At 33.3% G+C, this 13,880-nt stretch carries 12 protein-coding genes; all 12 read right to left on the bottom strand.

Annotation, left to right across the window (positions count from 1 at the left end; translation table 11 throughout):
- Positions 1–92: 92 nt before the first annotated feature.
- The gene (gene rpoE / locus JV173_RS05795; RefSeq protein ID WP_205735348.1) at positions 93–644 is read right to left on the bottom strand and encodes a DNA-directed RNA polymerase subunit delta; all 552 of its coding nucleotides are present in this window, start codon (positions 642–644) and stop codon (positions 93–95) included.
- A 90-nt stretch (positions 645–734) separates the two neighbouring features.
- Positions 735–1,322, bottom strand: coding sequence for a recombination mediator RecR (gene recR, locus JV173_RS05800; RefSeq protein WP_205735349.1), 588 nt, complete (start codon positions 1,320–1,322; stop codon positions 735–737).
- Positions 1,322–1,612, bottom strand: coding sequence for a YbaB/EbfC family nucleoid-associated protein (locus JV173_RS05805; RefSeq protein ID WP_205735350.1), 291 nt, complete (start codon positions 1,610–1,612; stop codon positions 1,322–1,324). Before JV173_RS05805 ends, recR begins: the two co-directional genes overlap by 1 nt.
- A 3-nt stretch (positions 1,613–1,615) precedes the next feature.
- Positions 1,616–3,304, bottom strand: a complete 1,689-nt coding sequence (gene dnaX, locus JV173_RS05810; RefSeq protein WP_205735351.1) for a DNA polymerase III subunit gamma/tau — start codon at positions 3,302–3,304, stop codon at positions 1,616–1,618.
- 60 nt (positions 3,305–3,364) lie between these two features.
- Positions 3,365–4,711 carry a tRNA uridine-5-carboxymethylaminomethyl(34) synthesis GTPase MnmE gene (mnmE, locus tag JV173_RS05815; protein ID WP_205735352.1) on the bottom strand — a complete coding sequence of 449 codons (1,347 nt, stop codon included), beginning with the start codon at positions 4,709–4,711 and terminating at the stop codon, positions 3,365–3,367.
- Positions 4,708–5,283, bottom strand: coding sequence for an MgtC/SapB family protein (locus JV173_RS05820; protein WP_205735353.1), 576 nt, complete (start codon positions 5,281–5,283; stop codon positions 4,708–4,710). Before JV173_RS05820 ends, mnmE begins: the two co-directional genes overlap by 4 nt.
- Before the next feature lie 20 nt (positions 5,284–5,303).
- A complete protein-coding gene (locus tag JV173_RS05825) occupies positions 5,304–6,245 on the bottom strand; it encodes a DHH family phosphoesterase (protein ID WP_205735354.1) in 942 nt (313 codons plus the stop codon).
- A complete protein-coding gene (locus tag JV173_RS05830; RefSeq protein WP_205735355.1) occupies positions 6,223–7,179 on the bottom strand; it encodes a DHH family phosphoesterase in 957 nt (318 codons plus the stop codon). The genes JV173_RS05825 and JV173_RS05830 overlap by 23 nt, the downstream gene beginning before the upstream one ends.
- A gap of 106 nt (positions 7,180–7,285) precedes the next feature.
- The gene (locus JV173_RS05835; protein WP_205735356.1) at positions 7,286–8,506 is read right to left on the bottom strand and encodes a lamin tail domain-containing protein; all 1,221 of its coding nucleotides are present in this window, start codon (positions 8,504–8,506) and stop codon (positions 7,286–7,288) included.
- On the bottom strand, positions 8,503–9,459 hold the full coding sequence (locus JV173_RS05840; RefSeq protein WP_205735357.1) for a hypothetical protein: 957 nt from the start codon (positions 9,457–9,459) through the stop codon (positions 8,503–8,505). The genes JV173_RS05835 and JV173_RS05840 overlap by 4 nt, the downstream gene beginning before the upstream one ends.
- A gap of 156 nt (positions 9,460–9,615) precedes the next feature.
- Positions 9,616–12,339 (bottom strand): immunoglobulin-like domain-containing protein, encoded by a 2,724-nt coding sequence (locus JV173_RS05845; protein ID WP_205735358.1) that lies wholly within the window; start codon positions 12,337–12,339, stop codon positions 9,616–9,618.
- Positions 12,340–12,389: 50 nt separating this feature from the next.
- Positions 12,390–13,874: an extracellular solute-binding protein gene (locus JV173_RS05850; RefSeq protein ID WP_205735359.1), complete on the bottom strand. Its 1,485-nt coding sequence runs from the start codon at positions 13,872–13,874 to the stop codon at positions 12,390–12,392.
- Positions 13,875–13,880: the final 6 nt, after the last annotated feature.

Raw genomic sequence — 13,880 nt, forward strand, 5'->3', positions numbered from 1 at the left:
TGATTTTATAGGTGCCCTTCTTTATTTTATCAAAGTCAAAGTCTTTTTCCAACATTATGGGAGAGATTTAACAAAAAAGAGGATTTCTCCTCTTATTCGTCATACATATCTTCGAATTCATCCATGATATCGTTGTAGTCATCTTCATCATAATCATCATCAAGATCTAAGTCTACATCTTCGATACCATCGTCTTCGTCAGTTGATTCTAAATCAAGACCAACGTCAACATATTCTTTCTCTTCAATGATTTCTTCATCAAGTTCTTCTTCGTCTTCTTCTTCTTCAAGTTCTTCTTCTTCAGCGTCTTCGACGTCTTCTAAGACAAACTCAGAGAAGTCAATTTCATCATCTTCGATTTCTTCAATTTCTTCTGGTTGTATGAATGCATAACCGTCTTTGTCCCAGAACTCTAAGTTGCCATCTTTTAAGGCCCACTTATCTTCCCCAACAAAAACAAACTTACCACTTAAGGTAATATCCATATATAATTGAGTCATTTGATCGGTATTCGCAGGGTCTACACCTTTAAGGTTCGCTGCTTGTTCAATTAACTCATAAATGGAAATTGGCTCATTGCTGTTTTTTAGGATATGTTCTACGATATCCACTAAGCTTAAATCAGATAAATTTTCTGCTGCCATTTTTAACCCTCCTAAAAACCGCTTATATTGTATATTAAAGTGTTTAATAAAGCAACACTTTTTTTTAAATAATAGTAAATAAAGTCAAAATTAATACTTTTGACGGTTTTCGACTGCTTTTATGAGTGTTAATTGGTCGGCATATTTAAGTTCTGCACCAACTGGTAGTCCGTAACCTAATCTTGTAATATTAACTTTTTTTTCTTTATATAAAGATTTTAAGTATTGTGCAGTGAGTTCACCTTCAACTGTACCATTCGTTGCAATAATCAATTCATTTGATTTTTCAATCCTGCTCGTTAATGCATCAATATTTAAATCTTTTGGTTCAATACCTTTAGAGAAGTCAACTAAACCATGAAGCACATGATACGTACCGAAAAATGTGTTCGTTTGTTCTATAGCAAACACATCTTTACTGTCTGCAACTACCATGATTGTTTTTTGATCCCTGTTTTCGTTTTGACAGATTGCACAAGTATCCATGTCAGTTAAAAGACCACATGTTTTACAAAACTTAATTGAAGATTTTAAATCACTTAAATGTGAACCAAACGCTTTTAAGTCATCATCATTCCAATTTGTTATTGTTAAAACTAAACGCTCTGCTGTCTTTTCACCAATACCTGGTAACTTTTTGAAATCTTGGATCAGTTTCTCAATGATTGCTGGGTACATTAGAAACCAAATCCACCCATGCCACCTGAGAATTGACCCATTGTTTCTTCTTGGCGTTTGTCAATTTGTTGTAATGCATCATTTACGGCAAGTAAAATTGCATCTTGTAACATTTCAACTTCATCCAGTAAGTCAGTATCAATTTTAACATCGATGACTTGGCGTGTACCTTGCATAATTACAGTTACACCTGATGCTTTACCTGTGAATTCTGATGCTTCTAATTCTTCTTGAGCATCTTGAATTTGTTTTTGAATTTTCTTTAATTTATTTAACATATTTGGATTCATATATTATTCCTCTACCTTTACTAAATTTTCACCAAAACTTGCTTTTGCAAATTCTACAAGTGGATCTTCTTCTAATTTTACCTCTTGAATAGAATCTTCATCCTGTTCATAAAGGTGTAAATCAATTTCTTTTAATTTAGGTTTACTAATACCTGCATTATATTGATATGCATAATCGTCTTTTAAAATCATCCAGTCAGCTTTTAGTAAAACCGTGTAATCATCAATCAGTTGTTTCTTAGAATTGATAATCTTTAATACTTTTTCTTTTGTTTCCTTCTTTAACATGTTTTGTGCAGTGATGATGTCATCATAGACAAGTAACATGCGGTTGGCACCAACTGCCTCTAAAGAACCTTCATGAAGAAGTTTTGCAACACCTCTTAATTGAGGCACTTCATAATCAGCTAGGCTTGGCCAACCTATTTTGAGTAAGTTTTTCTTTTCTCTATCACCTTGATTTAAAATTTCTGAAATTTCAGAAACTGTTACAAGTGGTTTAAGATTAGATTTTGATTGTACTTTAATATTTTTTGAACTTTCAACTTGTTTAACTTGAACTTCAGATCTAAGTCTTGTTTCTAAGTTGTGCATTTCTTTTTGAAGGGCATCAATCTTTTGATTGAGTTCAACATATTCAATAGATTGATGATTCATCATCTTAATAATTGCAAGTTCTAAATATGCACGTTTAGATGTTGTATATTTTAATGATTGTTGGAGTTCATTCAAAATATCTAAATAAGCATAAATTAAAGGTGGTGTTAAACCATTAAGTTCAGGATATTTTTTATCTTCTCTAATCTTATCAAGAAGCACATCTCTTAAAGCTAAGATAATATCTGATACCATTCTTGAAATATCTTTACCATCTTGAAGCACTTGATTTAAGAAGTCTAGTGCTTTTTGAGGTTGTTTTTGATAGATTGTTTGTAAGAGTTCAGATATAAATCTTCTGGAAAGTCCACCAGATACTTTATAAACATCTTCTTCACTAATTTCATCTTTTGTAAATGAAACCACTTGATCAAGAAGTGATAACGCATCTCGCATACCACCTTCTGAGGTGATTGCGATTGCATTGATTGCTTCATTAGAAATTTTAAGTCTTTCTTTATTCACAATCTTTTTAATGTTTGCTTCAATGTCTGCTGTATCAATATTCTTGAAATCAAATCTTTGACAACGGGATAGAATCGTTGCTGGAACTTTATGGACTTCTGTTGTTGCTAGAATAAAGACAACATATTTTGGAGGTTCTTCTAAAGTCTTTAAAAGTGCATTGAAAGCTGCTTGAGTTAACATATGGACTTCATCGATGATATATACTTTATATTTACCAACAGAAGGGGCATATTTAACTTTATCTCTTAAATCACGGATTTCATCGACACCATTGTTAGATGCAGCATCGATTTCAATGACATCACTCACTGAACTTTTATCAATACCTAAACAAACTGCACATTCACCACATGGTTCTGCGGTTGGTGCTTTTTCACAGTTTAAAGCTTTAGCGACTATTTTAGCAATTGAGGTTTTGCCTGTTCCTCTAGGACCAGAGAAAATATATGCATGTGCAAACTTCTCATGTAATAGTGCATTTTGAAGTGTTTGAACAATGACTTTTTGACCAAAAACATCTTTAAAATACTTTGGTCTGTATGTTCTATATAATGCAACATAACTCATATTTATTATCCCTCTTTCGCTTTTTGCTACTTATTATATCATACATATGATATCAATACTTTATTTACCCAAACAAAATTTACTGAATAGTTCTGTGAGTAAATCACCATATGAATGGTTACCTAAAATCTCACCTAAAAGATTCCAAGATTTAGTTAAGTCAATCGCGTACATATCAACTGGCATATCAAGTTTTATTGAATCAATTACAGATTCAAGTGAGGCTTTTGCTTCTTTTAATTTTTGGATATGGCGAATATTTGATAAGTAATTAAAGTCTTTATCATTTAAGTTATCAAGTTCAAGTGTTTTTAAGATTGCTTTTTCTAAATCATGTAACCCATCTTTTTGAAGTGATGATATTTCAACAACAGTTTCTATTTCCAGTGCTCGTTTTAAATCTTTCTTATTACCAATAATGATACGATTCTTATCTTTTGTTTGTTCAAGTAAGATTTTATCTTCATCTGTTAACTTACTTGATAAATCTAAAATGAGTAAAACTAAATCTGCTTCATTAATTGCTTTTAACGATCTTTCAACACCAATCTTTTCAATGGTATCCGTTGCATTTCTGATACCGGCAGTATCAATTAAATGTAGTGTTACACCTGCAAGATTTACATAGGCATCAATCGTATCGCGTGTGGTACCTGCAATATCTGATACAATCGCACGATCTTCGTCTAAAAGCGCATTAAGAAGCGAACTCTTACCCACATTCGGTCTACCTACAATAACTGTTTTAATGCCCTCTCTAATGAGTTGGGTTTTTCTTGAATGTTTTAACACATCATCAATTTCTTGTAGTAAATCAAGTGTTGCAGGATAGATGATTTCCTTACTCATAATTTCAGCATCATCATATTCAGGATAATCAATGTTAACTTCAATTTTGGCAATTAATGTTAATACTTTATTCTTTAAATTTTCAATCAGTTTTGATGTTTCTTTAGATAGCGCACGATGTGCAACTTTTAATGCATTTTCGTTTGTTGCATGGATTAAATCCATGATTGCTTCTGCTTGAATTAAATCAATGCGTCCATTTAAATAAGCACGCTTTGAAAATTCACCAGGTTCAGCTAAACGAATACCCGTATCTAAAATTCGCTCTAAAACTTTTTGAGTGATCAAAATACCACCATGAGTTGTGACTTCAACAGTATCCTCTTTGGTAAATGATTTTGGTGCACGAAAAACACTCACCATGACTTCGTCAACGACTGTCATATCAGTTGCAAGTATATGACCATAATGAATTGTATTTCCTTTTGCTTTTGTTAAATTTTTACCTTTAAAGATTTTGTTTAAAGCCTCGATTGAACCTTCACCTGAAACACGGATTACAGATAATCCGGCTGTTCCTAGAGGGGTTGCTATAGCGGCAATTGTATCAAATTTCATAGAACCTCTTCGTCATTAATGATTTCGATTTTTGGTCTTCTTCTGAGTTGTGCACTTGCTGAATTAACACGTTGTTTAAGGGGATTAAAACCACGTCTTAAATCACGAATTGTTATAAATAACACAACAAAGATTCCAAAGAATAGCCCTTCATAGATGAATCCTGAACCTAATAATAATCCAAACATAGCAGAGAACCAAAGTGTTGCTGCAGTTGTAATACCATGGATAATATTATTCGTATCTTTCATGATGACACCAGCACCAATAAAACCAATACCTGAAACAACTTGAGCGATAACTCTTTGACCTTCAGGATCGCTAAAACCAGCTTCTGCTTGACCATAAAATAATAGGCGTTGCATAATAGCAACCATCAGTGCACCAACACCAACTAAGACGTGTGCAGAAATACCAGCTGCTTTACCAACGTTTTGACGTTCAAGTCCTATATAGAATGTCACACCAAATGTGATTACAAGTGGAATAATGACAACGAATAACCATTGGTCCCAACTCATAAATGTTTGAATTAAGTCTTCTCCTTCGGGAAGACCTGCTAATATATTCATACTTAATTCCCCCTTGTTCCTTATAAGACTTTATGTACCGCTTCGATGAATTGATCAAGTTCATCTAAACTTGAGAGTGTAGCACCACTTGCTTTTGCATGTCCACCACCTCTAAATTGATTAGCAACTTTATCAATGTCAGGTCCATTTGAACGAAGTCTTACACGGATTTCACCTTTATCTTCAATAAAGATTGCCCAAACGGGGAAGCCCTCGATACCGCCTAACATATTAACAACCGAACTCGCTTCTTCATAAGAAAGCTTAAATTCTTCGCGGATTTTGTCTGTGATAATTAAATAAATAAAACCTTTGTCTGTTGTTTTAAAGTTTTGATATACAAAACCTTTGAAACGAATCATGTCTAATGATTCAATTGAAAGTTGTTTATCGATTTCTTCAACATCTGCACCATGATTTAATAACATACCTGCCATTTGGTGTGTAAGTTCTGATACACCACGATATTTAAATCTACCTGTATCTGTAAGAATACCTGTATACATTGCAACCGCACCAGGTTTAGTTATTTTCAATTTCTTAAACTTAGTTGAAAAATATGCAATCATTTGAGCACATGATGGGAAAGAAGTATCAACCCATTGATAGTCTCCATATTGATCAATTGGAATATGGTGATCAATTTTAATAACTTCTAGACCTAATGTATATTTGGGATTCGAAACACGATCTGCTGTTGCAGTATCAACGACAATTGAAAGTGCATCACTATAGAAACTATCTGGTAAATCACTTGGTACAACAATATCTGGCATACCTACAAATTGCATCGCTTCGCTAAGTTGGCTTGTTACATAAACTTCTTTCTCAGGAAATGCATTTTGAATTAAGTTCTTTAAACCGAATTGTGCACCATAACAATCACCATCTGGTCTAATATGACCATAGATAATGATTTTTGGATATTTTTTAATCTTATTATAAATTGTTTTGAGTATCATATAGCTTTGCCCTTTCATCTAAATCTTTGATCATTAATAATGCCTCATCAAAGCTTTGTAGTGTTGCACCACATGCATTTGCATGTCCACCACCACCATATTTTTTAGCAATATCAACAATTGAGATATTTCTACTTCTTAATTCGGCAATAATCTCACCTTTTTCATTCTCAGTGAAGTTTGCCCATATTGGTACTTCTTTAATACCTGCCATACCATTTACCATGCCACGCGAAACTGAGAAGAAATCAAGTCCCGATTTTTCAATTAATGCTTGGTCATTAAAACGATAAGCAACATTATTTTCAGATAATTGGAAATCACTGAATAAAACTCTGCCTTTTCTTTTAACAAGTGGCTCAATGTAAAGATAATCATAAATTTCTTTGATATCTATGCCATAACTCATTAAAACAGATGAAATATAAAAGACGTGTTCTCCATTATCTTTATTGATATAGTTGAAACGTCCTGAATCACCAATAATACCAGCAAGCATATGGCCTGCTGCTTCTTTATCAAATTTAAATCCCCATTTTAATCCTAAGTCTGCAATGATTTCACTACATGAAATCCATTTTTCATTTTTATAAAAAATCGCAGGATTCAAATTGGTGTCATTCAAATGATGATCAATAACGATTAATTCTTTAGCTAACTTATAACGGTCATCGCTTACAAGTTTAGCCTCTGCTGTGTCTAATACAAATGCAAGTGCACCTTCATATAGATCATCACTGATTTCATCCATTGTGTGATCAAAAGGATAGTTTTGATCATCACCAACAACATAAATTTGTTTTTCAGGGAAATTTAATTTAAGTAAAGATCTAAACCCTAATTGTGAGCCATAAGCATCTAAATCTGGTCTAGTGTGTCGGTGAATAATAATTGTTTGATAAGACTTAATTTTTTCTAATATTTGTTTTTCCATATTTTTACCACTTCTTTTAGAATATATCAGTATAGCACAAATTTATGAATTAGAAACGAAAAGGGCTATATTCTTTTTCAAGAATAGAACCCTACGTTTTTATTAATTACCAAGGAAGTGGTAAATGTGGTTCCCAAATTGGGTTTGTAGTTGCTAATGCACCTGTTCCACCATTTGCATCAAAGTTCCAGTCTGGTGATTTTTCACCATTCGGGTTAGCCGGATATCCTTTAACACCCCAACCATTATCCTTAGCTACTTTTTCAGCATAACGTAAGAATGTTAGATATGGAACTTTCTTATATGTTAATAATACGTCATATGGTTGATAAGTAATCGGAACATCCTCTGTTAAACCTTCTCTAACAATTAAGTGCTGAGAAAGTGCGCCGTTCACCCAAACTAATCCTAATGAACGTCCATTACCTTCTACTAAGTTGTATCCCGGAATTGATTGAATAATAATTGTTTTTGATGAAGCATCATTTAATAAATATTGTTTGTTGTATTTACTTGCAACATAACCCCAAGGTTCTGCAATAACATACGTACTGTTCACTTCTGGTGTATTAATATAGAAATAACGCATAGAACCACCAGGGAAACCTTGTTGAGATTTACCAGCAAATGCGGCTGTATCACCGTCTGCAATACTTTGTAGTGTGGTTACTAATGCACCACCTCCACCTAGTTTATCATTATTTGGACTCACGAACGGCATATCCAAATAACGTGATTCAAGTTGTGGACCTGCATAAAGTTGTTCTAATGTTCTAATTTCATAATCATCATTCTTTAAAAATTCATAAAGGTCTGGTGCATATTGAATAAAAGTGAATTCATCGTATTCAGTTTTTGGAGCGTAATCTTCCGGTTCACCTAAACGAATCATTGTCGTATTTCTCGAATAATCATAATCAAGTCCAATACGACCAACGATATCTAATCTATTACCATTGAATATTAATTCAATAACATCATTTCCATTAAAAGGTAATGAACCTGTTGTATGTTGGAAATCAATTTTTTCTTTTGCTGATTGTACGTTGTGATTTCCACTACCAATTAAGAAATAGGATGCACTTTCAATTGTGCCTTCTAATTGAATTGTTGTTGATACTTCTTTTGAACCATTTGTATAAAAATTTAATGCGTATGCTGATAAATCAATGGCACCTTCTCCTGGGTTGTAAAGTTCAATTAAATTATTTGCTTGTCTATCTGTAGTGTAAACTTTTGAAATTACCAGAGGTGATGTCGCAGTGTCACAGGCAACAACTGCAATTGCTGCGATAAAAGCAACAATAAGTAGTACTACTTTTTTCATGATTTGTCTCCTTTTTTTGTTTCAATCTCTTTTTTAAGTTTTAGGACTTCTGTTTCTATTGATTTTTTCTTATCTTGTTTTTTTGCTCTTAATTTCATTAAAACATACTTATGAACAAATAAGAAGTACGTAATTGGGAATAGAAATAAAAGTTCTAACCCGATATTTTTAAGATATAAGATATTTAAGTTATCGAGTTTACTTTGAAGACTGTCATCAAAGAACAGTTCTGGATTCCCAATAATATTATTGACACCATATTTTTCTTTTAATTTTAAATAATTTGATGAAACATTCTTAATATCTCTGTTAAAAGTCAATTCAAATTCATCACCTGTAAGGGATGGATTTAAATCTGAGTTGTATAGTTCAACAAATGTTGGTGTACTTCCATTCTTTAAAACGTAATGTATAGTAATTTTTTCAAGTTCAATGACATTTTCTGCTTGTAATTTATCATAGGGAATTGTCATAATCTTAAGTGAGTCTTCATAACCTGTAATATACATTTCTGTGAAGACTTTTTTTGTTTCACCATTATATGTTACATTTTGATTGAAGACTAAATCCGTTAAAACAATTGTTTCGTTATAATCACCAGTTAATAAATCATCTTGATTAATTACTAGATCTTTTAAAATGATGCCAAAATAATTGTCCACTTTAGATCGATTTACAGTTACATATGAATAAATTGAAACAGTAACTTTGTTTTCTCCATCGACAAATGTTTCTTCAAACAATGCATCTTTATAAACATATGCTTTTGTACCATCATTTGAATTTGCAAGTGTTGTTGCTGAAAGTAGAATACGATTATCTGATTTAACATATTCTCTATTTAAATATAAAAATTCTTGTACCTTTTCAGCTTCCGTATAACTCGCAATGAAATATGTGATTATGCCGACAAAAATTAGATAAAAAATGATGCCAATCCAGCTTTTGTTCATAATTTTTCCTTTTTGAAATACAATTTTAATTGTATTATGTGCAATATATTATAACCGATTTTGCCTTATTTATCAAACGTATCAAAGCCTTTAGATAAAAGAAAAAGGAGTGTTCTTGCGAACGCTCCTTTAATTTTACTTACAATACTAATTTAATTATTCAGCAGCTGGAAGTACAACGTAAGTAATTTCGATTGTTAAGATGTAGATTTGAGCATTATTAGAACCACCAGTTTGTGTATTCTTTAATGAGAATGAATTAATTGCTAAACCTACATGTGTTAATGTTGTATCAAATAAGTCGGCATTAACTAGTGATGATTCAACATCACCAAGTTTCAATGTGGCAGTTGGGTTGTTTGTAGATGCACCAAAAGTGAATTTAACACCGGTAATTTGGTAACCTGCAGCAATTGAGATTACTAATTCGTTACCATCACCACTGGCTCTATCTGCATAAAGTCTGATTTGACCAGAACCATTTAAACCAACATTATTTGATGGTGTATTTTTGTTAGCTGTAACAGTAAATAGATCTGAATCTAAATTGATTGTTGCAGCGTTATTTCCACCTGCCATGTTTCCGGTTGCACCTGAATATGAAGCAGTTGCTTTTAATTCTGGTAATGAATCTCCAGCTTTAACTAAAATTTCAAACACTTTAGTATCTTCAGCAGTACCGTTAGTTAATGTAGCTGTTAAAGTAACAATTGTGTCTTCAGCAGGTGAACCATAAGTACCATCAGCACCTAAAACTGCTTCATTAGAAGATGCCCAAGAAACATCAGTACCATTTGCTAAAGGTCCAGTAGGTAATTCTAAGTCTTCAGCAGCAGTTTCAGGTAATGTTAATGCTGCTTTATCTAAAGCTAATTTTTGTTCATCTGTTAATTCTGGTGCTACACCAGTTTTAACTTGATTCGCATTGTAGATAGTAATTGCTGGACCATTATTTGGCCAAGCTAATACTGCGTTTTCAAATGTTACATAGTCACCTACAGCTAATGCTTTAAGGAAATCTGCACCACCAATTGTATTTGTAATTCTTGAATCCCAGAATAATCTAATTGTTTTACCTGTTAATTCATCTAATAGTGTTAAATCAACATTTCCATATTGTACGCTATTGATTGCAGAAACTTTTAAATTTGCTGCTGAAATGATTGCACCTTGAAGTGGTAATAAATCAGCTGCAGCCCATGATTCTAATGATTGTAAATCAATTGCTTCTGGTAAATCTAAACCATCTCCTACAACTTCCCAATCATAATTAGTCACTTGTTGTAAACCGTTATACGCACCGCGTGTACCAGTAATTTCAATCATCTTACCAAAGTCTGCAAATAATGCTTCATCTGTTGAGTTATTGTAAGCAACGATAAATCCTGTTTCGTCAAATAATAGAATTGTATCATCAGCAATATAACCTAATACAGTTGCTTGGAATGTAACTTGACCTGAAGCAGCTCTTGCCATAGCAACAGTCATAATTTGAATGTTAGAAATTGTAACAGTAAATTCTTTAGTGTCTGTTACATCACCTCTTGAAATTGTTGCGACTAATGTAACTGAAACTGAAGTACCTTGAGCAGGTAATGTGAATGCACCTGTTGCAAGATTAACTAAAGCATTGTTTGGATCATCAGCATTTTTGAATGCCCATGAAATGTTAGTTTGACCAGCACCAGTAGTGATTAATGGCAGATTTCCTGCTTCATTAACTGTTCCTGGTAATGATAATGCAGTCTTAGCAGTTGCAACTGCTTCTTCATCAGTGTAATCAGCAACGATACCAGTAGGTCCACCTACATAGTAAATAGCGAAAGTTTGTTGATTTGAACGATATGTATAAATGACTACATCCATAGTAACAGTTTTACCAACATGGTCTCTAACATAAGCTAAATCACCTGATTGATAGTAAACTAGTAAACCATCAGCTGGTTGTTGTTTTGTACCAGCACGCCATTCTTGTTCTAGGTCATAATCAACATCCACAATATAAGTACTGTAGTTGCCAGTATCACCAGGGATCATAAATACTTGACCAGTGATTGTAGCATAGATTGCTTCAAAATTACCTTTAGAAGCATCATCGTCTTCTTCTAGTGCATATGTATTTTCACCAGCTGCAACGAGTTCATCAATTTTATCTTGAATACTTTCGATAACTTCTGGTTGTACATCAAGTGGAGTTGCATCAGTTTGTTCAGTTGCTGTAATGTTCTTAATTTCCCAAATACCGAAGTACCAATCAATAGTACCAGATACTGTATAAACTTTACCAACTTGAACTTTATCGCCAGCTCCAAATAACATAACTACACCAGTACCATCTGTTGCCCAGGCTTCAGCACCAGATTTAGCAATGATAGTCATATCTGAAATAGTAACTTGATAGTTGTTATCGTACGCAGGTTCTTTAAGATCTAAAAGATCTGCAACTGTATCAATTGTGATACTTGCAACAACCTTTTCTTTAACAGTTAAATCTACTGACCAAGTATCAGTTAACATATCATCTGATAAAGCAGATTTAATGCTTAGGTTCGCAGTTAGTTTAGCTGTAGCATCACCTTGTCCTTTTTCTGGACGGTTTACAACTATATTATAGAAGACACCTGCTAGTTGACCAACAGATACAACACCAGGGTTATTTGATTCCCATGTAATTGTAACCCCGTTAGATAAGCCAGGAACTTGGAAACCATTTGTAATATTAGTTGGGTCCGCAATGATAGCATTAAGACCACTCTTTGCTAAAGCTAATTTTGCTACTGACGCATCGGTTTCACCTGCTGGTGGGTTTGGTGTTTCCTCACAAGCAATTAATACGATGGAGAATAGCATAATCAGTAATACTGATAAAACTTTTTTCATGTAATTTTCTCTCCTTTTTTTATTTTTTGAAATATGACATGAAATTTCGATTAACTCAATACGAAATCGTAAGTGTTTTGATATTGTTCTCTAATATATGCATCTAAATCTTCTTCGCTTTGAGCATTGTAAACCATGATTTTAATCACGAGTTTACCTACTTCATCACGAGACTTAGATGATAATCCGAACACAGGAGAAGTGAAGAACACTTCGTTGTGATCTAAGAATAAGTTAATTGCTTCAACGACTAAATTATCAATTAAACGAGTAAGTAGAGCTTTATTAGGATTATTTAAATTGTCTAAATGATTTTGCCAGAAATCTGATTCATATGATGAATAACGAATTGGTGCATAACCAGATGGAGCAGCAAATTGTGCACTCTTTTCAGCTGAAGTGATGAATTTAGTGAATAACCAAGTTGCAATCATTTGTTGTTCGTTATCTTTTTTGAATAATGTTAAGTTTGGTCCTTGTTGAATTTGTTTTGGATTTTCACCATCAAACGCAGGAACAATTGTTACACCAACACGGTAGTTACCTTTAGTTTCATCAATAACATCTGGATGAGCATTTTCATAAGCATAACGTGTTCCACCTGTTGAACCAACGTACATGTATAATTTTTCATTTGTTTTCATGATGTCTGATGCGAAGAAACCATCACCAACAGCACCTGAAACAACCATTAAACCTTTATCGACTTTGTCTTTAAAGTATTTAATCATTTCCATTGATTTTTCATTGTTAAATAAAACTTCACCACGACCTGTTGTTTCTGAGAATCCAGTGTAAGGTGCACCATATTGTTCTGATGCAGTAATGAAGAAGTTTGAATCTGAGTCATAACCGAAAGGTGTTGCTTCAGGTTCTCTTGCTTTAATGTCTTCAGCAATCGCAAAGACTTTTTCCCAAGTTAATCCGTCTTCTTCAACAATTTCAGTGTATGTTTTACCATTTAATGTGTGTGCATCAAAGTAAGTCTTGTTGTAGAAGAAACCTTCTGAAGACTTAGAGAATGGCATTGAAAGGATTGTACCATCATTGTCATAACTTGTACTTTCTGCCCATAATGATGGTAAGAAGTCTGCAAGTTCTTCTTCATCATATCCTAAATCTGGATGGCTGATGAAATAGTTTAATGCAAGAGGTGCATCTGATTGTGCATATCTTGCAACATGGTCTGGATAAGATTCTGCTAAATCTGGTCCAATACCTGCTGATAATGATAGAGCAACTTTGTCAACTAATCCACCGTAGTCAGATGCAACTTTTTCTTCAATAACTGTAATATTTGGATAAACAGTTTTGAATTCTTGAATCCAACCTTTTAAGATATTTTGGCTGGCAGCACCCATACGATGCCAGAATGTAATAGTTACTGGGGTTTCAGTATCAAATTGAACTTCTGGTGATAATTCATACCATTCAACTAAACGATTCTTTACACCACCAGAGCGATCACCATCAGCACAAGCAACTAGTGCAAGTGTAACGAGTAACGCCATGATACCAATGTATAATTTTCTCATGTTTAT

Origin of the sequence: Acholeplasma equirhinis (genome assembly GCF_017052655.1) — a bacterium.
Classification (GTDB): Bacteria; Bacillota_I; Bacilli_A; order Acholeplasmatales; family Acholeplasmataceae; genus Acholeplasma; species Acholeplasma equirhinis.